The 19,275-nt window shown below is 68.3% G+C and carries 16 protein-coding genes; 4 read left to right on the plus strand and 12 right to left on the minus strand.

Annotated elements, in window-relative coordinates; genetic code table 11:
- Window positions 1–12: 12 nt before the first annotated feature.
- Genes AC1DYX_RS05200 through wrbA form a run of 6 tightly spaced genes read right to left on the minus strand, consistent with a single transcriptional unit; the run spans window position 13 to window position 6,499 of the window.
- Window positions 13–1,083: a lipocalin-like domain-containing protein gene (locus AC1DYX_RS05200; RefSeq protein ID WP_477256977.1), complete on the minus strand. Its 1,071-nt coding sequence runs from the start codon at window positions 1,081–1,083 to the stop codon at window positions 13–15.
- Window positions 1,083–3,632: an ABC transporter permease gene (locus tag AC1DYX_RS05205; protein WP_477256979.1), complete on the minus strand. Its 2,550-nt coding sequence runs from the start codon at window positions 3,630–3,632 to the stop codon at window positions 1,083–1,085. The genes AC1DYX_RS05200 and AC1DYX_RS05205 overlap by 1 nt, the downstream gene beginning before the upstream one ends.
- Window positions 3,620–4,054, minus strand: coding sequence for a DUF4124 domain-containing protein (locus tag AC1DYX_RS05210; protein WP_477256981.1), 435 nt, complete (start codon window positions 4,052–4,054; stop codon window positions 3,620–3,622). The genes AC1DYX_RS05205 and AC1DYX_RS05210 overlap by 13 nt, the downstream gene beginning before the upstream one ends.
- A 16-nt stretch (window positions 4,055–4,070) precedes the next feature.
- On the minus strand, window positions 4,071–5,480 hold the full coding sequence (locus AC1DYX_RS05215; RefSeq protein ID WP_477256983.1) for an FAD-binding oxidoreductase: 1,410 nt from the start codon (window positions 5,478–5,480) through the stop codon (window positions 4,071–4,073).
- A 5-nt stretch (window positions 5,481–5,485) separates the two neighbouring features.
- On the minus strand, window positions 5,486–5,884 hold the full coding sequence (locus AC1DYX_RS05220; protein ID WP_477256985.1) for a DUF2069 domain-containing protein: 399 nt from the start codon (window positions 5,882–5,884) through the stop codon (window positions 5,486–5,488).
- Between the two features lie 3 nt (window positions 5,885–5,887).
- A complete protein-coding gene (gene wrbA / locus AC1DYX_RS05225) occupies window positions 5,888–6,499 on the minus strand; it encodes an NAD(P)H:quinone oxidoreductase (protein ID WP_477256987.1) in 612 nt (203 codons plus the stop codon).
- A gap of 77 nt (window positions 6,500–6,576) precedes the next feature.
- Between wrbA and AC1DYX_RS05230 the strand changes: the two genes are divergently transcribed.
- Complete coding sequence (locus AC1DYX_RS05230) at window positions 6,577–7,965, plus strand: YihY family inner membrane protein (protein WP_477256989.1); 1,389 nt, start codon at window positions 6,577–6,579, stop codon at window positions 7,963–7,965.
- Here the strand turns inward: AC1DYX_RS05230 and AC1DYX_RS05235 are convergent.
- From AC1DYX_RS05235 to AC1DYX_RS05245, 3 genes are read right to left on the minus strand one after another with little or no spacing between them, the layout of a single operon-like run.
- The gene (locus tag AC1DYX_RS05235) at window positions 7,955–8,263 is read right to left on the minus strand and encodes an Mpo1-like protein (RefSeq protein WP_477256991.1); all 309 of its coding nucleotides are present in this window, start codon (window positions 8,261–8,263) and stop codon (window positions 7,955–7,957) included. The two genes, AC1DYX_RS05230 and AC1DYX_RS05235, sit on opposite strands and share 11 nt — an antisense overlap.
- A 56-nt stretch (window positions 8,264–8,319) precedes the next feature.
- Window positions 8,320–9,144 (minus strand): alpha/beta fold hydrolase, encoded by an 825-nt coding sequence (locus tag AC1DYX_RS05240; protein ID WP_477256993.1) that lies wholly within the window; start codon window positions 9,142–9,144, stop codon window positions 8,320–8,322.
- Window position 9,145: 1 nt separating this feature from the next.
- Window positions 9,146–10,273, minus strand: a complete 1,128-nt coding sequence (locus AC1DYX_RS05245) for a PLP-dependent transferase (protein ID WP_477256995.1) — start codon at window positions 10,271–10,273, stop codon at window positions 9,146–9,148.
- A gap of 186 nt (window positions 10,274–10,459) precedes the next feature.
- On the opposite strand from AC1DYX_RS05245, the gene AC1DYX_RS05250 reads away from it, so the two are divergent.
- Entirely contained in the window at window positions 10,460–10,915 is a 456-nt protein-coding gene (locus AC1DYX_RS05250) for a CBS domain-containing protein (RefSeq protein WP_477256997.1), read from the plus strand.
- A 129-nt stretch (window positions 10,916–11,044) separates the two neighbouring features.
- Here AC1DYX_RS05250 and AC1DYX_RS05255 read toward each other — a convergent pair whose 3' ends face one another.
- Window positions 11,045–13,285, minus strand: coding sequence for a GGDEF/EAL domain-containing response regulator (locus AC1DYX_RS05255; protein WP_477256999.1), 2,241 nt, complete (start codon window positions 13,283–13,285; stop codon window positions 11,045–11,047).
- Between the two features lie 175 nt (window positions 13,286–13,460).
- On the opposite strand from AC1DYX_RS05255, the gene aroC reads away from it, so the two are divergent.
- Window positions 13,461–14,555, plus strand: coding sequence for a chorismate synthase (aroC, locus tag AC1DYX_RS05260; protein ID WP_477257002.1), 1,095 nt, complete (start codon window positions 13,461–13,463; stop codon window positions 14,553–14,555).
- Between the two features lie 122 nt (window positions 14,556–14,677).
- On the opposite strand, the gene AC1DYX_RS05265 is transcribed toward aroC, so the two are convergent.
- Together AC1DYX_RS05265 and AC1DYX_RS05270 are read right to left on the minus strand one after the other, a co-directional pair.
- Window positions 14,678–16,171, minus strand: a complete 1,494-nt coding sequence (locus AC1DYX_RS05265; RefSeq protein ID WP_477257004.1) for an HDOD domain-containing protein — start codon at window positions 16,169–16,171, stop codon at window positions 14,678–14,680.
- Window positions 16,168–17,904 (minus strand): putative bifunctional diguanylate cyclase/phosphodiesterase, encoded by a 1,737-nt coding sequence (locus tag AC1DYX_RS05270; RefSeq protein ID WP_477257006.1) that lies wholly within the window; start codon window positions 17,902–17,904, stop codon window positions 16,168–16,170. The genes AC1DYX_RS05265 and AC1DYX_RS05270 overlap by 4 nt, the downstream gene beginning before the upstream one ends.
- A gap of 354 nt (window positions 17,905–18,258) precedes the next feature.
- On the opposite strand from AC1DYX_RS05270, the gene AC1DYX_RS05275 reads away from it, so the two are divergent.
- The coding region (locus AC1DYX_RS05275; protein WP_477257008.1) for an acyl-CoA dehydrogenase family protein at window positions 18,259–19,275 on the plus strand (1,017 nt) is incomplete at its 3' end.

The raw sequence follows: 19,275 nt of genomic DNA on the forward strand, positions 1-19,275 counted from the left end.
TCGGAGGGGCGCCTACAGCTTCATGGCCGCCACGTAGCCTGTCAGCTCGAGGTAGCCGCGCCCGGCGGGCCGGCCGTCGCGCTGCACGGTCACGGCGCCTTCCCAGTAGACGGCGCCCGTCGAGCGGCGCGAATCGAGTTCCTGGTCGGGCTGCAGCGGCTCGATGCGCCACTGCGTCGCCCCTAGCGTCAGCAGGGCGGCGACCGGGTAGGCGGCATTCGTGCGGGGCGAGGTCCAGGCTTGCAGCGGCGCGAAGCGCACCTGGCCGGGGCCGTATTGCGTCACGCGGCCGGCACCGTCGCGCCAGGTCGCGTGGGCCCACAGTGTACTACCATCCTTCGCGCGGATCCGGAAGGCCATCAGGGCGCCGCCATCGTCCAGGTTCACGCCGGTCCAGTCCCAGCCGGCCGCGTTCGCGTCCAGCACCTGGCTGGACCATTCGTGGTCGAGCCAGGCGGTGCCGGTGACGGCCTGCTTGCGGCCCGCGTGCATGATGTCGCCGTCGACCTGCAGGTGGGGTTCGCTGTAGTAATAACTCGCGTGGTCCGCCTGCGGTCCCTTTTGCGAATAACCGGCCACGCCCTGCAACAGTACCGGCTGCGTGGGCTCCAGGCGCAGCGTGAACGATAGCTCGCCCGCGCGCACGACGACGCGGTAGCGGCCGTCCGGCTCGCGGCGCATGCTCCAGTCGTCCAGCTTCACGTCGGTCGTGCCGGTGTTCGCGTAGGCGAGGCCGAAGCCGGCACGCGCGCTTTTTTGGTCGTGCACGAGGTGGCCGAGGGTGGGATCGGACAGCGCGGCGTGGCCGATGATCAGCTGCTTCGGCGCGAATGCGCTCGGGTTGGCGGGATCGGTTTCCGTCCGGCTGCGGAAGAACGTGACCTGGAAGCCGAGCGGCTTGCCGTCGGGTGTCTGCAGCCAGCCGGTCGCGTACCACCATTCCGTGCGGTAGTCCGGGTGGGCGCCGTAATCGGCCGGGAAGACCAGCGTGCGGCCGGGCGTCACCGGCGCGAACGCGGGCGGCGCGGCATGCGCGGCGGCGGTCGTGGCGAGCCACAGGATCAGGAGGCGCAGCCAGGCCATCACCAGTCCTCCCGTACGGCGCGCACCGGCCCGCCGGACAACGCATAGCGGCCCGAGACGAGCGCCGTCGCGACGGACGCCGCCACCAGCACCGCGGCCACGCTCGCGAGCAGGGGCCAGGGCAGGTGCAGCTGCATCGTCCAGTGGAACGATTGCGGATTGACGACGTAGACGAGGATCAGGCTGATCACGAGGCCCAGCACGAAGCCCGTCGCCACGCCCAGCGACGTCAGCGCGCCGCCTTCCACGGCCAGGATGCCCAGCACCTGGCGGCGCGTGACGCCCACGTGGCGCAGCATGCCGAACTCCTTCGCGCGCGCCAGCGTCTGCGCGGAAAACGTCGCCGCGACGCCGGACAGGCCGATGGCGATCGCGATCGCCTCGAGCAGGTACGTCACGGCGAAGCTGCGGTCGAAGATCCTGAGGCTCATCGCGCGGATGTCGCCGGGACGCGCCATCTGCAGCACGGGGCCGAACGGCAGCGCGCGTAGCGCCGCCTCGATACGGGCGACGTCGGCGTCCGGCTCGGCCCATAGCGCGGCGTCCGTGACGGTCGCATCGCCGGTCAGCGCGCGATAGTCTTTCCGGCGCACGACGGCGGAACCGGTCTGGTTGGCATAGTCGCGCCACACGCCGGCGATGAAGAAGGCTTGCGGGCGGCCGCCCAGCGGCAGCATCAGCGTGCGGCCGACCTCGAGGTGGTATAAATCCGTCAGTGCTTCCGAGACCCACACGGGCCGCGCGCCCGCCGGCACCGGTGCCGTCGGGCCCACGAGGGCCAGCAGTCGGCCCGGGTCGGCGGCGTCGATGTCGCGCGCCACGAGCACGATGTTTGGCCGGGCCGGGTCGAGCGACAGGGGCCGGGTGCGCAGGAAGGCGCTGCGCGCGACACCAGGCACCCCGGCCAGCGCGGCCTGTTCCGCCGGGCCGAAGCCGCCCGTGTTGCCGCCGCTGCTGCTGCGCACGTACAGGTCGGCCGGCAGGATGTGCAGGATCCAGTCGTCGACGGAGACGCGGAAGCTCGCGACCATGATGCCCATCGCGACCATCAGGCTGAAGCTGGCGAGCACGCCGCCCAATGCGATCGACGCCTGGCCGGGCGCGTTCGCCAGACGCGCCAGGGTGAGCGCCAGCACGGGCGAATGCGCCTCGCGCCGGCGCAGGCCGCGGTCGAGCAGGCGGAACGCGGAGGCGGCCACGCGCGGCATCAGGCCGATGCCGCCCACGAGCAACAGGGCGACGGCGCAGTAGCCGAACAGCGGCAGCCCGAACACGGGCGGCGCGAATGCGCAGGCACCTGCGAGCGCCAGGCACGCGAACGCGGGCCAGACGCGGTTCAGGCGTTCCAGCGCCGTCTCGTCGTTGCCCGACTTGAGGGCAATGGCGGGCCGGGCGCGCGCCGCTTCGAGCGCGGGTGCCGCGCAGCCGAGCAGCGCCACGCCCAGGCCGAGGCCGAAGTAGACGAGGGCGGCGACGGGCGCGAAGTGCACCCGCGGCTTCACGCCGGGGAAGTAGCCGGCGCCGAGGTCGCCGCCGAACAGCGCGAGCGCGGCGGCCGCCAGCGCGTAACCGCCCGCGATGCCCAGCAGGGCGCCCAGCACGCCGAGGCTGGCGCCTTCGAGGAGCACCTGGCGCAGCAGCGCGCGCCGTTCCAGGCCGAGCACGCGCAGCAGCGCGAACTGCCCGCGCCGGCGCAGCACGGACAGCGCCTGCGTGGAAAACACGAGGAAGGCGCCCGTGAACAGCGCGACGAGCGCCAGTACGGTCAGGTTGACGCGGTAGGCGCGACTGAGGTTGTTGCTGCGGCTTTCCTGGTTGGCGTCGCCCGGCCGGCCGACCGCGAAACGGCCGGGGTAATCGCGTTCGAGTTCGGCCGCGAGCCCGCGTTCGAAGCCGGCGCGGTCCACGCCGTCGCGCAGTTTGATATCGATGCGCGACAGCTTGCCGACGAGGCCGAAACGCCATTGCAGCGCGCCGATGTCCATCACGCCGAGTCGCTGCCCGCTGCGCGCACGCAGGACCGGTCCGGCCAAGCGCAGCTTCAGGTCGCGCGTGCCGGCGCGCACGGCAAGCTTGTCGCCGCGCGCCTTGCCCAGCCACGCCTGCGCGGCTGGCGACAGAAATACGGCGTCGTCGGCCAGGATGTCGTAGGGCCGGGATGGATCCGGCACACCCATCAGGTCGGGTGCGATAAAGCCGGCGCGGAAGGCGTCGAGACCGACGATCTTCAATGCGCCGCCGCCATCCGCGCGGGCGGCGTCCACTTCCAGCACGGGAGACGCGAGGGCGACGCCTTCATGCGTGGCGAGGCGCGGATAGACGGCTTCGTCGAACAGCGCCTCGCGCCCCGTCACCTGGATGTCGGCCTGGCCGGAGAGGCTCTGCACGGCCGCGTTGAATTCATTGAACGCGGCGGCGTTGATCAGGTGGATGGCGAAACCCATCGCGACGCCGACGGCGATGGCGACGACGGCCAGCACGGCCCGCATCGGGTGCGCGCGCCATTCGCCGAACAGCAGCCAGCGCGACAGCTGGCTCACGCCGGGCATTCCACGGCCATGGCTTCCTGTGCCCGCTTCACGCGGCGCTGCGCGGCCACGCGGCCGCGGCCCGTCAGGCGCGCCACGTCTTCCGTGGCCCAGCGGTGACGCAGGCGCACCCGCTCGCACTGCTTGCGGTGCGTGGCGGCGGCGCGTCCGGCGTGCGCGTCGGCCCGCGCCGTTCGTTCCTGTTCCTTTTCCCGTGCCATGCGCAGTTTTTCCAGTTCGAGCAAGGTGCGCGCATCGCGCGTGGCGACCGTCTCCGCGCCCTCGGGGCGTATGCCGGCAGGCGGCGGTAGTTCGATGGATTTGCCGCGCGCACAGGGCTGGTCCGCATACGTGGTCTTGCCGTCCTGCGTGCACTTGTAGACGGATTGGGCCGAAGCTTGGGTCAACACGAAGGCGGCCAGCAGGACAGTCAGGCGGATCATGGATGAGGGCTCCCGGTCAGAGGATCTTACCGGGGTTCATGATGCCGAGCGGATCGAGCGCGGCCTTGATGGTACGCATCAGGTTCAGTTCGATCGGGGATTTGTAGCGCGGCAGTTCGTCCCGCTTGAGCGCGCCGATGCCGTGTTCGGCCGAGATCGAGCCGCCATGCGCCGCCACGCTGTCGTGCACGATGCGGTTGACCGCGTCCTGCTGCGCGAGGAAATCGTCGTGCGGGATGCCTTCCGGCGGCGCCACGTTGTAGTGCAGGTTGCCGTCCCCCAGGTGGCCGAAGCAGACGACCTGCACGCCCGGATAAGCCGCCGCCAGGTGCGCATCCGTCGTCTCGATGAAGTCGGCGATGCGCGAGATGGGCACGGAGATGTCGTGCTTGATGTTCTTGCCGGCTGCCGCCTGGGCGAGCGGGATGTGCTCGCGGATGGCCCACAGCGCGCGTGACTGGGCGATCGACGTGGCGACGACGGCGTCCTGGGCGATGCCGTCTTCCAGCGCCCGCTCGATGGCGCGCTCCAGCAGGGCGACGCCGTGCGCTTCCGACTCGTGGCTCGACAACTCCAGCAGCGCATACTGCGGATAGCGTTCGGGGAATGGCCGGGGCAGGTCGGGGAAGTGGGCCGCGACGAGGCGCAGGCTGACGTCGCTCATCAATTCATAGCCCGTCAGCGTGGGGCCGCATTCCGCTTCCACGAGCTTCAGCAGGGCGAGCGCGGCGCGCGGGTTCGCCAGCGCGACGAGCGCCGTGAGCGCCGCCTTCGGCTGCGGAAACAGTTTCAGCACGGCGCCCGTAACGATGCCGAGCGTGCCTTCGGCGCCGACGTACAGGTCGCGCAAGTCGTAGCCGGTGTTGTCCTTGCGCAGGCCGCGCAACGCATCCCAGACCTCGCCCTGCGCGGTGACGACTTCCAGCCCGAGGCAGAGTTCGCGCGTATTCCCGTAGCGCAGCACGCCCGTACCGCCCGCATTGGTCGACAGGTTGCCACCGATGGTGCAGCTGCCCTCGGCCGCCAGCGACAGCGGGAACAGCATGCCGTGGTCGGCGGCCGTGTTCTGGATGTCGCGCAGGACGCAACCGGCGTCCACCGTCATCGTGCGGTTGAACGTATCGACGGCGCGGATGCGGTTCAGGCGCCGCAGCGACAGGACGATTGCGTCCCCGGACGTATCCGGCACGCTGCCCAGCACGAGGCCGGTGCGCCCGCCCTGCGGCACGATGGGAATGCGCAGTTCGGCGCACAGGCGCACGACGGCTGCCGTCTCCGCCGTGTTCGCGGGACGTACGATGGCACGGGCGCGTCCGGTGAACCGGCCGCGCCAGTCGGTCAGGTAGGGCGCCGTGTCGTGCTCGTCGACGAGGACGTTGTCTTTGCCGACGATGGCGCCGCACCGTTCGATAAGGTGATCAGTCATGCGCATCAGTCATGCGGGACTTTGACTTTGTCGAGCAATTCCTTGGCGAGTTTCTGCGCCTGCTTCTTGTAGGGACGCAGGTACAGCACGGCGAACAGGAAGTACGCGCACACGAGCAGCACTTCGCCGAGGGCCATGAGGCGCGAGAGTTCCGCGCGGTCGCTCCAGGCGCGCACGATGCCCTCGACCAGGTAGATCAGGATGACCATCGACGACCATTGCAGCGTGTACAGGTCGCGTTTGAGGACGCCACGCAGCGGCAGCAGCAGCGGCAGGGCCTTGAGGGCCAGCAGCGAGCCGCCGGGGTGCAGCGGGGCGACGAAGATCTCCCAGGCCAGCAGCCACAGGAACAGCAGAATGAGGCTGGTCACCGCCCCGGTATGAAACAACCTTAACGCTTGCATTGCCTATTCCGTCCCCTGCAGTTTCCGGGCCGCCATCGCGAGGCGCCGGCCGAGCGCGATCGCAAGCCGCTTCTCGTCTTCGGTCACCGGGCGGTTGCCGTCCACGCCGGACCAGTGGGTCGCGCCGTAGGGACTGCCGCCGCTGGCGGTGGTCATCAGTTCCGGCTCGGTGTAGGGCAGGCCCATCACCATCATGCCGTGGTGCAGCAGCGGGATCATCATGGACAGCAGCGTCGACTCCTGGCCACCGTGCAGGCTGCCCGTCGACGTGAAGACCGCGGCCGGCTTGCCGGCGAGCGTGCCGGACAGCCATTGCGCGGAAGTGCCATCGAGAAAATACTTCATCGCTGCCGCCATATTGCCAAATCGCGTCGGCGAACCCAGCGCCACCCCGGCGCATTCCGCCAGATCCTCCAGTTCCACGTACGGTGCACCTTCTCGCGGGATGTCGGGTTCGGTCGCTTCGGCCACCGTCGATACCGCGGGGACAGTCCGCAGCCGGGCTTCCAGGCCCGGTACGCTGTCGATGCCCTGGCCGATCAATTCGGCCAGCCGGCGGGTTTTACCATGACGCGAGTAATACAACACGAGGATAATCTGATTGGTTGGGTTCATCGTTGGTATTATAGGGCGCTTTACAAGATGACACGCTCGCGGTAAGCGCATTTTGTCGCGGGCCCGTTAACCTATCGATGCTTTCCAAGACCGTCACCAATCTTTCCCGCAGCACGACCGAAATGATCAACACGGGCGTGGACCGGGTGCGCGGGCTGACCTGGAACGAGGCGCGCGACCTCGTGCGCTTCGCGCGCCGCCGCCTGACCGAGGAAAAGCTGCCGCAGGTGGCGGGCAGTCTCACGTTCACGACCACGCTGGCGCTCGTCCCGCTGCTGACGATCGTCCTTGCCATCTTCACGACTTTTCCCATGTTCGGCAAGCTGCGCACGGCCCTGGACAATTATTTCGTGCAGATGCTGATGCCGAAGGCGATCGCGAACACGATTACATCGAACCTGACGCAGTTCGCCAGCAAGGCGACGGGACTGTCGGCCGTCGGCGGTATCGCGCTCGTGTTCACGACCATCGCCATGATCGGCACGATCGAACGCGCCTTCAACCAGATCTGGCGGGTGCCGCGTCCGCGCCCGCTCGTGCAGCGCGTGCTGGTGTACTGGGCGCTCGTCACGCTGGGACCGCTCGCGTTCGGCCTGTCGCTCACGCTGACGTCGCAACTGTTTTCCGCCACCAATGGCCTGATGAGCCTCGTGCCCTTCCTCGGCGCCGTGTTCTATACGGTCGTGTCGGTGGCATTGACGACGGGCGCCTACGCGCTGCTGTACATGACGGTGCCGAACCGCGACGTGGACTGGCGCGACGCGATGTGGGGCGGCCTCGTCGCCGCGATCGCGTTCGAGGTCGCCAAACGCGTGTTCGCCATCTTCATCCGCCAGTTTCCGACCTACGCCATCATCTACGGCGCGCTGGCGGCGTTGCCGCTGTTCCTTGTCTGGATGTATCTCTCGTGGATGATCACGCTGGTGGGGGCGCTGCTGACGGCCGCGCTGCCGATCGTCAAGTACGAACGCTGGTGGTACGAACCCGTGCCGGGCGGCGCCTTCGTCGATGCGATGGCCGTGCTGAAGGTCTTGCAGGGCAGCGGGCGCCTGACGGGCACGGCGATGGTGTCCTGTGCCCAGGTCCGCGCCCATACGCGTATCGGCTACGACGAGATGACGGCCCTGCTGGAACGCATGGAAGGGGCGGGCTGGGTCGGGCGCGTGCAGGCCGGGGCGCTCGTCCCGCTGCGTTGGGGCAAGAGTGCGCGTGCGGGCACGGAGTGCTGGGTCCTGCTCGTCGATCCCCGTTCGATCCGCCTRGCGGACGTCTACCGGCTGTTCGTGTTCGGGGGCATCGTCGGCGACGCGGGGCCGGCGGGCGATGCGGCACCGACGCCGCTGGCGCTGGACACCGCGGCGCTCGCGCGCGAGGTCGAGGCCGCCGTCGAGCGGGGCCTGGACGAGACGCTGGCCGAGCATTTCGAGCGGGTCGGCGGGGCGCCGGGCCGCGGCCTCACCAGCTGAGTTTGCCCGTCAGCATTTGCCAGTACATCACCCAGTCGGCGCAGAACGAATACCACGGGTGGTCGAACGTTGCCGGACGGTTCTTTTCGTAGTAAAAATGTCCGATCCAGGCGCCGCCGTAGCCGGACACGACGGCCAGTACGAGCCACCACGGATTCGGGCTGTCGACGTATTGCACAACGGCCGCGATGGCCGATGTTGTGCCGAGGAAATGCGCGCGCCGGCACAACTTGTTCTCGTGCTGGGTCAGATAATACGGGTAGAACTGCGCGAACTTGTCGTAGCGTACTGCCGCCATGCCCTCTCCTGGTCACGCCGCGCTGCTGGCCGCGGCGCGGCGTTACCCAGTGTAGATCAATTCAGGCCGCGCACGAAGTCCTGCAGCGCAGCGCGCACGTCGTCCGGCCGTTCCGTCATCATGGCATGGCCGCAATCGATGGTCGCGACGCGCGCGTGTGGGATAGCCGCCACGAGCGCCTGGGCCGACCGGGGCGGCGTCATCACGTCGCGCCGGCCCTGGATGAACAACGTCGGGCAGGTGATCGCCGCCGCAGCAACGGCTGCCGCAGCCTTGGCGCCGTTCGCGTACGTGTTGCACGCCACGAAGTCCGTGTGGAACAGTTGCGCCGGGTTGAGTTGCGACAGACGCTGCATCAGCCGGCGCGACGTCCCCGGCACCCAGGCGCCCTGGGGCGTGCCGGGCGCGGCTGGTGCGATGCCCGCGTGCGACCACAGGTTGACCATGTCGATGGCGGCCGCCTCGTCCGTGCGCGCCGTGTCCAGCAGCGCGTCCGCGACCTTCATCGGCCACGTGCTGCCGAGCAGCGCCAGGCCCGGCACGCGGGCGGGCGCCTGGAACGCGGCCTCGAGCGCGATCAGCGAGCCCATGCTGTGGCCCGCCAGCACGGCGCGCTGGACACCGGCTGCGTCCAGCAGGTCGAGCAGCCAGGCGGCCATCTGTTCTACCGTTGCAAGCGCGGGGCCGGCGCTGCGGCCGTGGCCCGGCAGGTCGACGGCGAGTACGCGATGGCCCTGCCCGGCGAACCAGCGTGCCTGGGCGGTCCAGACGGAGTGGTCGTTCTGGGCACCGTGGATGAAGACGATCGCGGCGCGGTCCGGCGCGGGCGTGCCTGACGCGGTATAGGCGTAGGCGGTCTTGCCGTTCACGGCGAAAAGCATGTCAGGCTCCTTTCTGCGCCAGTTTCAGGGCACGGCCGAGATCGGCCCGCAGGTCGTCCGTGTCTTCCAGGCCGATGAACAGTCGGACCGTGTCCGCACCATCGCGCGTGGCGCTGGAGCGGGCGCCGCCGGTGCCGTCGGTCCGGCCGAACACCGTCAGGGCGTCGAGGAGACGGTCGGCCGCCGCCGCTCCACCATGAAGCGCGAACGGGACGACGGCGCCGCAGCCGCGCGGCAGCAGGCGGCGGGCCAGCGCGTGGTCCGCGTGGGCGTCCAGATCGGGATAGTCGACGCGCGCGACGGCCGGATGGGCGGCCAGCGTGGCGGCTACCAGGCGCGCGCCGGCCACGTGGCGGTCCATGCGCAGGGCCAGCGTTTCCAGGCCCTGCAGCATGACGCTTGCCGCGTGCGTGCCGATGGCAGCACCGAAGTCGCGCAGGCCGGCTTCGCGCGCGCGCAGCGCGAAGGCGCCCACCGTCGATTCCTCGGCGAACACGCGGCCGTCGAAGCGTGGATCGGGTTCGCACAGGTCGGCGTAGCGGCCCGTGCGCGCGTGGGCGGCGTGCCAGTCGAACGTGCCGCCGTCGACGAGCAGCCCGCCCGTCGCGCCGGCCTGGCCGGCCAGGAAACCGGCGCCGTGCACGACGAGGTCGGCGCCGTGGTCGAACGGCCTCAGCAGGCATGGCGTCGCCAGCGTGGCGTCGACGAGCAGCGGCAGGTCGTGCGCATGGGCGATCGCGGCCACGGCCGGGATGTCGAGCACGGCATTGCCGAGGGCGTCCCCGACCAGCAGCCGCGTCTCCGGGCGGATGGCGGTCTGCCAGGCAACCGGGTCGCGCGGGTCGACGAACGTGGTCGCGATGCCGCAGCGGCGCAGGCCGTGGGCGAGCAGGGCGTGCGCGTCGGGGCGCAGCGTGCGTGCGGCCACGACGTGGTCGCCGGCGCCGGCCAACGTGGCGGCCGCCAGGTGTAGCGCGGCYTGGCCGCTGGCCGTCGCGATGCCTGCCACGCCACCTTCGAGGGCGGCGACGCGTTCTTCCAGCCGTGCGACGGCCAGGTCTGTGTCATGCGCGCCGGCCGCGACGTGCAGCGCGAGCGTGGTGAAGCCGGGGTAGTTGGGACCGCTCATGGGCTCATCCTGAAAATGAAGACGGCGCATCCTAGCACCCGATAGCGCTAACCGTTACATTTAATCATCATGAACGTGCGGGGTGCACGGTTGCAGGGCATAAAGCTGGATTTTTTGGGGAGCTTGGGCTAGAGTCACCTTATGATATATACAACGCAGCAAGCATCTCCAATCAAGGGGGTCCAAATGAAGGTATCGGAAATCCTGCAGGTCAAGGGTGACATCCTGTATACGGTGTCACCGGACACCGACCTGGCCAACGCCGCCGCCACGATGGCCGAGCGCGACATCGGCTCGCTCGTCGTGATGGAATACGGCGACCTGGTCGGCATGCTGACCTTCCGCGAGGTCATCAAGGCCTTGCATGCGCATGGCGGCTCGCTCGAGACCGCGGGCACCGTGCGCAAGCACATGGACGACAGCCCGATCACCGTCACGCCGGACACCGAAGTCAACGAAGTGCGCCGCATCATGCTGGAAAAGCACGCGCGCTACCTGCCCGTCATGAACGCGCGCACGCTGCTCGGCGTGATCTCGTTCTACGACGTCGCGAAGGCGGTGCTGGAAGCGCAGAGCTTCGAGAACCGCATGCTCAAGGCCTATATCCGCGACTGGCCGGCGGAGCAGATGGCGGAAGATTAATTCCGGGCCACCGACGACGTAGGGTGGACGGCTCGGCCGTCCACGCGTTCAACCCGTGCAGAATTGACCTCACGGTAGGCGTACGTCGCGTGGACGCGTGGACGGGGGCCCCGTCCACCCTACGATGATTCACGCGGCGTGCGTCAGCGCGCCGCTCTCCAGCCATTCGACCAGCGCCTGCGGCGCCAGCGGCCGCGCGAACAGATAACCCTGCGCGAGCGGACACCCGAGCGCCTGCAGGATCTGCGCCTGCCGCTCGTCTTCCACGCCCTCGGCGATGATGGACAGCCCCAGGTTGCGCCCCAGTTCGATGACCATCTCGGCGATGCTGCTGCCGCGCGCCGAGTCCGTGATCTCGGTGACGAACGCGCGGTCGATCTTCAGGCGGTCCACGCACAGACGCTGCAGGTAGGACAGCGACGAAAATCCCGTGCCGAAATCGTCGATGGCGATCGAGACGCCCGTGCGCTTGATCTCGGCCAGGCGCTCGATCAGCAGGTCGGGTTCTTCCATCGCCATCGATTCCGTGATCTCGAGTTCGATCCGTTCCGGTGGCGCGCCCGTGTCGGCCAGGGCCTGGCGCAGCATGTCGATGAAGTGCGGATGGCGGAACTGCACCTGCGAGACGTTGATCGACATCGTGAAATCCACGTGGCCGGCCGCGCGCAGGCGCACGAGCTCGGCGCACGCTTCGCGCAGCACCCACGCACCGATGTCGATGATCAGGCCCGAGTATTCGGCGATGGGGATGAAGCGGTCGGGCGGAATGAAGCGGCCGTCGTCCGTGCGCCAGCGCAGCAGGGCTTCGGCGCCGAACGGGCGCCGCGCCGCCAGTTCGACCTGGGGCTGGTAGGCGAGGAACAGTTCGCCGCGCGCGAAGCCGCCGCGCAGGGCATGCATGAGGCGCACGCGCTCGCGGATCTCCACGCCCATGCTGCGCGAGAAATAGAAATGGCCGCCGCGGCGCTGCATCTTCGCGCGCTTCAACGCGATGTCCGCATCCTTCAGCGCGTCGGCCGCACTGCCTTCGTGGTCGCGCAGGCGCACGAGGCCCAGCGTGGCCGATACCTGCACGTCCTGGCCTTCGATCGAGAACGGCGCCGCGAACAGGTCCTGCAGTGCGGCCGGGTCGATCAGGTCGGCCTGGCCCAGGACGCAGAAGATGTCGCCGCCGATGCGGGCCAGTGCCAGGCAGGCGTCGAGGCGCATGCGCAGGCGTTGTGCAACGGCGCCGAGCAGGGCGTCGCCGAACTGGTGGCCGAGTGCGTCGTTCGTTTCCGCGAACTGGTCGATGTCGACGAGGCACAGCGTGGCGTCGGCGCCGGCGCGCAGGCTGTCGTCGACGAGTTCGGCGAGGCGCGTGCGGTTCGGCAGTCCGGTCAGTGCGTCATAGAATGCCGCGCGCTGCAGGTCGGTCATCAGTGCCACGTTGTCGAGACCGACGGCGATGCTGCTCGTGAAGACGTCGACGAGGTCGCGGCGCAGCCCGTCCAGCGGCCGGACGAGAGGCAGCCAGGCGACGAAATCGCAGTGCGCCTTGCCGCAGAAGTAGAGCGCGAGGTGGTCGTCGCGGACGAGGTTGCGGCGCTCGGCCAGGGCCTGCGCGATGGCGGCGGCGGGACCGCTCGTGCCGGCGGCGAGCATGCCGTCGGGCGCCAGATCCGTGCTCGGGCCGCAGCTGGCCAGCACTTGCCAGCTCTTGGCGTCGCCGGGCGGACAGGCACACAACAGGCCGTCCGCGGGCTGGCCGGCGAGGGCGGCGGTTTCGCGCAGGATGCCCAGGGTCATTTCGCCGATGGAGTGCAGCGCCATCAGCTCGGTGTTGGCGCGCACGATCTCGGCCAGGCCCGTGCGGCTGTCCTCCAGCGCGTGGATCTGCTGGTAGGCGCGGATCGCGGCCGCCACGCTCGTGTACAGCTTCGTGCGCGTGAGTTCGGACTTGGTGCGGTAATCGTTGATGTCGTAGCCGCGGATGGCATCCATTTCGGGCGCGTAGCCGGGCTGGCCCGTACGCAGGATGATGCGCACGTCGTGGCGCCCGAGGGTGTCGCGTACGTGGCGCACCAGGTGCAGGCCGGCGTCGGCGTGTTCCATGATCACGTCGAGCAGGATCACGGCGATGTCCTGCTCGCGGTCCAGCAGCGCCATGGTTTCCGCGGCCGAATAGGCGTGCAGGAATTCCAGCGGCCGTCCGTGTATCTCGAGGGCGCCGAGCGCGAACGTCGTCGTCGAATGGACGTCGGCGTCGTCGTCGACAATCAGCACGCGCCACGCGCCGCTGCCGCCGTGCGGTGCGACTGCCGGCATCTCGTCTGCGAACACCAGGTCATCGTCCTGCGCGGTGCTCGGGGGCGTGTTCGGTGCAGGCATCTACTACTTCTCCAGGTAAGCTCCGTGATTGCGAACTAGTATATATGGAAGGCTATGCGCTCTGGGAGGAAAATTCCATATGGCAACATTTTTGTTGATATAGATAGGCATACCCGGCCGGCCGCCCATGCTGGTAAAATCTTTCATTCCACTTGAACAAGCGAACGAGTCCCCAATGTCCGGCAACACTTTTGGCAAGCTGTTTTCCGTAACCACCTTCGGCGAATCGCACGGTCCCGCGATCGGCTGCGTGATCGACGGCTGCCCGCCGGGGCTGGCGCTGTCCGAAGCCGACATCCAGCCGGAACTGGACCGCCGCAAGCCCGGCACGTCGCGCCACGTGACCCAGCGCCAGGAAGCGGACCAGGTCAGGATCCTGTCGGGCGTCTACGAGGGCGTGACCACGGGTACGCCGATCGCGCTGCTGATCGAGAACACCGACCAGCGCAGCAAGGACTACGGCAATATCGCCGACACGTTCCGCCCCGGCCACGCGGACTACACCTATTGGCACAAGTACGGCGTACGCGACCCGCGCGGCGGCGGCCGTTCGTCGGCGCGCCTGACGGCACCGGTCGTCGGCGCCGGCGCCGTGGCCAAGAAATGGTTGCGGGAAAAGTTCGGCACTGAATTCATGGGCTGCATGAGCCAGTTGGGCGACATCGCCGTGCCGTTCCAGGATTTCAAATACGTGCACGACAACCCGTTCTTTGCGGCGACGTCCGACGCCGACCTGATCGCGCGCATGGAGACGGCGATGGACGAACTGCGCCGTGCCGGCGATTCGATCGGCGCCCGCATCGACGTGGTGGCGAAGAACGTGCCGGTGGGCCTCGGCCAGCCGATCTACGACAAGCTGGACGCCGACATCGCTTACGCCATGATGGGCATCAATGCGGTGAAGGGCGTGGAGATCGGCGCCGGTTTCCATGCCGTCGTGCAGAAGGGTTCGGAGCACGGCGACGAACTGACCCCCGAGGGCTTCGTGGGCAATAACGCGGGCGGCGTGTTGGGTGGCATCTCGACGGGCCAGGACATCACGGTGTCCATCGCGATCAAGCCGACGTCGTCGATCCGCACGCCGCGCCGCTCGATCGACAAGCAGGGCAATGCGGTGTCGGTCGAGACCTTCGGTCGCCACGATCCGTGCGTAGGCATCCGTGCAACGCCGATCGCGGAAGCGATGCTGGCGCTGGTGCTGATCGATCATGCGCTGATGCACCGTGCCCAATGCGGCGACGTGCACGTGGATACGCCGCGCCTGCGCTGAAAACGTAGCGCAAGCACACGCATACGTCACGCGTGGGCACTGGGTGCCCACCCTACGCGTACCGTCATGTCGTAGGGTGGGCTCCTCGAGCCCACGCGAAATTTCACATTCCTACAAACCGCTCAGGCCCGGCTCGCTACCATCTCGACCTGCTGCCGCCGCTCGACGGTCTTGACGACGAGCCCGCGCAATTCGTTCAGCAGCAGGAACTCGGCCTGGCTCAGGTAGACGGAGGGGAAGCGGTCGTCCCAGTCGCCGTAGATGAAGCCCACCGGTTCGCCGTGCGTGCACAGCGGGATGATCACGAAGCAGCGCGCTTCGGCCAGCGTCTCTTTCCACCATCCCGGCAGCTTGCTCGAGAACTTGGGATCGCGCGCATTCTCGATAAAGATCACGCGGTCGCTGCCGAGCGCGGCGAAAAACACGTTCGGTTCATAGGCGTCGTCGAAGGCGAGCCTGGGCACCATGGTCTTGGCGTTGTCGCCGAGGCCGATGCGGGCCGTGTAGCGGCCGTCGCGGCGGTTGCGCAGGAAGCCGAAGGCGCGCGTGAACGACAGGCCGTGGTACGCGGTCTCGATTGCCATCGACATCATCTGGCCCGGCGTCGCGGCGGTCACCGCGTCGCGCATGTCGGCCACGCCGTTCGCCAGGATCTTGTTGCCGGCCTCGCGCATGCGCGTGACGGCGGCCGTGCGTGCGCGCTTCTCGGGCGGGTTGGCGAGCGGGGCGATCGACAGGTCGGCGGCCGCCTCGACCTTGGCCTTTTCGATGGCGCCGACGATGTTGGCCGGCTCGATGCCGAGCAGCGGCGCGAAGCCGGCCGCCAGCGTGCGCACATGTTCCGTCCCCGCTTCGTCGCCATGCCATAGCGTATCGGCACACTGGGCGGACATGGTGCCGAGCGCCGCGAGCCAGTCGTCGTGGCCGAAATCGGCGCCCCGTTCGCCCGGTTCCACGCGGCGCATGCCAGCGATCAGGTTATGCGGCAGGCCCCAGTGTTCGGCCGTGGCGCGGCCGATCTGTTCCAGCGACAGGCCGAGCTGGGCGCGGGCGACCGTGTCGAGGTCGCCGCCGCCGGCCGCCTGCTGCATCAGGGTCCAGTGTTCGGGCAGGTAGAACGTCACCATCATCCGGCCCAGCGAATGCAGGATCGAGCACACGACGGCTTCTTCCGGATCGCGCGTGGCCGCCTCGGCCGCGACCTGGTGCGCGACCATGCCGGCGAGTACCGCCTTTTCCATCTCGATGTGCGCCTGCAGCGAGTCCGGCGTGGATTTCGAGAGTTCCTCGATCAACTTGAGGCCCAGCGCCAGGTGGCCGATGGCTTCCGTGCCCAGCACGAGGATGGCTTTCGATACCGTGTTGATGCGCTGGCCGAAGGCCGAGTACATGCCGCTGTTCGCGAGGCGCAGCACCTTCTGGGTGAGCACGGGGTCGGACAGGACGGTCTGCGTCATGGAAAAGTCGCGCTCGTCCTCGCCGCGCATCGAGGCGAGGATCGCGTTGATCGCCCTGGTGAAGCCGGGCATGTCGCCGCGCCGGCGGATCCGCTCCCAGAGCAGGGCCAGCGTGGCGTCGCCTTTCGACGATCGTTCGAAGGTTACAGTCTGATTCATGTGAGGCCCGCCCGTAATTCGTCCGGCAGCAGTTCCGTGTACAGGTTTTCCTTGAGCGCGGCCAGGGCCACGTGGGCCGACATCGGCTTGCCGGTCAGGTAACCTTGCACGTAGTCGCATCCGCGCGACTCGACGTAGCTCAGTTGCTCTTCGGTTTCGACGCCTTCGGCCACGACGGACAGGCCGAGGTGCTTGGCCAGGTCGAGCACGGCATTGCAGATCGCCCCATCCTTCGTGGAGGCGGGCAGGTCCTTGATGAAGGCGCGGTCGATCTTGAGCACCGAGATCGGGAAGCGCTTCAGGTAGGCGAGGCTCGAATAGCCCGTGCCGAAGTCGTCGATCGCGATGCGCGCATGGCGTTCGGCCATGCGGGTCAGGATGGTCTCGGCGTGGATCGGGTCGACCATCAGCGTGCCTTCGGTGATCTCGAGCACCAGCTTGTCGCCGGGCGCCCMGGAAAAGGCGAGGGCGTCGTCCAGCACGTTCAGGAAGCGGTCGTTGCGGAACTGGCGCGGGCTGATGTTGACGGAAATGTACAGGTCGCGCTTGGCCACTTCCTCGAACTGGCGCAGTTGCACGAGCGCGGATTTCAGCGCCCAGGCGCCGAGCAGGTTGATGAGGCCATTCGTTTCGGCGATGGGGATGAAGCGCACGGGCGGCACCATGCCGAGGGTGGGGTGCTTCCAGCGCATCAGCGTCTCGAAGCCTTCGATCTGCCGCGTACGGCTGCTGACGATCGGTTGGTAGTACAGCAGGAACTCGCCCTCGCGCACGGCCTGGAACATCGCGGCCTCGAGCGAGATGTCGTGCTGTGGCGGACTGTTTTCGCGCACGCTGTAGACGACGGTGCGACCTTTGCCCGTTTCCTTGGCGCGGCCCATCGCCGCGTCGGCCAGGGCGATCAGCCGGATCTCGTCCTCGGCGTGCTCGGGATAGATCGACACGCCGACCGATGCGCCCAGGTACACGGTATGCCCGTCGACCTCGAACGGCGATTGCAGCGCGGCCAGCAGGCGGCAGCTGACCAGCTTGATCTGGTCCGCCGTGAACGTCCCCGGCAGCACGGCGACGAATTCGTCGCCGCCGACGCGCGCCAGCGTGTCGCTGTCGCGCAGTGTCTTGCGCAGGCGGCCGGCGGCCTGGCGCAGCACGGCGTCGCCGACCGGGTGGCCGAGGCCATCGTTGACCTTCTTGAAGCCGTCGAGGCCGATGGTGGCGATGCAGAAACCCTGGCCCGATCGTCTCGCGTTGGCGATCACCATGCGGATGCGGTCGGACAGCAGCAGGCGGTTCGGCAGTTCCGTCAGCGCGTCGTGCGTGGCCATGTGGCGCAGGCGTTGCTCGGTGGCGCGCTGGGCCGTCATGTCGCGGCCGACGGCCAGCAGTTCGTGGCCGCCGGGAACGAGCGAAGCAATGCGCAGTTCGAACCACACGTCCTTGCCGGCGCAGCGCAGCCGTACCTCGACGGCCACCGGATCGCTCCCCATGCCCGCGTCGACGATGGCATTGCGCAGCGCGGCCTGGTCGACGTCCAGCGCGAGCGTCGTCAATACGCTGCCTGCCAGCGGCTGGGCGCCGAACGTACGCTGGCTGCGCTGGCTCGCATGCAGGATCAGGCCGGCAGGGTCGAGGCGGAACGCGACGTCGCCCACCGCTTCCATGTAGCCGTCCGGGTTGGCTGCCGGGGCCGCATGGCGCGGATCGTTCGGTACTGCGGGTGAACTGGCGCGCATTGTTGAAATATCTGCTTTCTATCTTTGGCAGAAGGCAGAAAACTGCCTTGTGAAGMTGGAGTGTACCAAAACAACAAGCAATGTATCACCGAAAGATGCCAGGGGGCATTAAAAAGCGCAATCCCCGAGACCTTTCCATCCATGCTTGATACGCCGCAGTTCTTCTACCGACTGGCGCGCGCTTGCCCGGCACAAGGCTTTACGCTAGCCTTGTTGCTTATCCGATAACCTGGCGCTGCGGCTGAACGTTAATTGTCGCCGATGTAGTGTAAAGAAGAAACATATGCGCCGGACGCATGATGCTCAGTTGCAACAGTCGGTCCAGCATCCGGCAAGGCCACAGGAGATGACACGATGAACCGATTCGATACGCACGAAGTCTTCAACCAGGCGCCACCGTTCGGTGACGTCAACCTGTTCCGTTGCGATGCCGCCCTGCAGGAAGCGCTGGCGCGCGAGGGCGGCGGCTGGGCCAATGCCGACCTCGACCGGCTGGGCGCGACGCTGGGAACGGCCGCCGTGCTCGACCTTGGCCGGCTCGCGAACGAGTTCCCGCCGCGCCTCGTGAACTTCGACCGGGGCGGTCACCGCGTCGACGAGGTCGAATTCCACGCGGCCTGGCATGAGCTGATGCGCCTGCTGATCGAAAACGGCGCCCACGCGCTGCCCTGGGAAGCGCCTCGCCCCGGTGCCCAGGTCGCGCGCGCGGCCGCCTACCTGCTGTTCGGCCAGGTCGAGAACGGCTCGCAGTGCCCTGTCACGATGACCTATGCCTCCGTGCCGGCGCTGCGCCAGCATCCGGTCATCGCGGCCGAGTGGCTGCCGAAGATCCTGGCGCGCACCTATGATCCGCGCTCGCTGCCCGTCGGGCAGAAGCAGGGCGCGCTGATCGGCATGGGCATGACGGAAAAGCAGGGCGGCACCGACGTGCGCGCGAACACGACGCGCGCGACGCGGATGAGCCCGACGATCGCGGCCGAGCGTTTCGGCGCGGACTGGAGCGAGGCATGGAGCCTCGTCGGCCATAAATGGTTCTTCTCGGCGCCGCAGTCGGACGCGCACCTTGTGCTGGCCCAGACGGACGAGGGCGGCACTGCGGGCGAGGCGTCGCCCGGACTCTCCTGCTTCTTCGTGCCGCGCTACCTGCCGGACGGCACGCGCAACCCGATCCGCGTGCAGCGCCTGAAGAACAAGCTGGGCAACAAGTCGAACGCGTCGTCGGAAGTCGAGTTCCACGACGCCGTCGGCTGGATGATCGGACGCGAAGGGCGGGGCATTTCGACGATCCTCGAGATGGGCAGCCACACGCGGCTGGACTGCGTACTGGGCTCGGCCGGCATCATGCGCGCCGCGCTCTGCCACGCGCTGCAC

Source organism: Massilia sp. P2_C2, assembly GCF_056404615.1.

Coding starts and splice junctions, on each gene's coding strand:
- AC1DYX_RS05210 (WP_477256981.1), bottom strand. CDS start 4,054: ATGATCCGCCTGACTGTCCTGCTGGCCGCCTTCGTGTTGACCCAAGCT.
- wrbA (WP_477256987.1), bottom strand. CDS start 6,499: ATGAACCCAACCAATCAGATTATCCTCGTGTTGTATTACTCGCGTCAT.
- AC1DYX_RS05250 (WP_477256997.1), top strand. CDS start 10,460: ATGAAGGTATCGGAAATCCTGCAGGTCAAGGGTGACATCCTGTATACG.
- AC1DYX_RS05235 (WP_477256991.1), bottom strand. CDS start 8,263: ATGGCGGCAGTACGCTACGACAAGTTCGCGCAGTTCTACCCGTATTAT.
- aroC (WP_477257002.1), top strand. CDS start 13,461: ATGTCCGGCAACACTTTTGGCAAGCTGTTTTCCGTAACCACCTTCGGC.
- AC1DYX_RS05240 (WP_477256993.1), bottom strand. CDS start 9,144: ATGCTTTTCGCCGTGAACGGCAAGACCGCCTACGCCTATACCGCGTCA.
- AC1DYX_RS05215 (WP_477256983.1), bottom strand. CDS start 5,480: ATGACTGATCACCTTATCGAACGGTGCGGCGCCATCGTCGGCAAAGAC.
- AC1DYX_RS05220 (WP_477256985.1), bottom strand. CDS start 5,884: ATGCAAGCGTTAAGGTTGTTTCATACCGGGGCGGTGACCAGCCTCATT.
- AC1DYX_RS05205 (WP_477256979.1), bottom strand. CDS start 3,632: ATGCCCGGCGTGAGCCAGCTGTCGCGCTGGCTGCTGTTCGGCGAATGG.
- AC1DYX_RS05265 (WP_477257004.1), bottom strand. CDS start 16,171: ATGAATCAGACTGTAACCTTCGAACGATCGTCGAAAGGCGACGCCACG.
- AC1DYX_RS05200 (WP_477256977.1), bottom strand. CDS start 1,083: ATGGCCTGGCTGCGCCTCCTGATCCTGTGGCTCGCCACGACCGCCGCC.
- AC1DYX_RS05255 (WP_477256999.1), bottom strand. CDS start 13,285: ATGCCTGCACCGAACACGCCCCCGAGCACCGCGCAGGACGATGACCTG.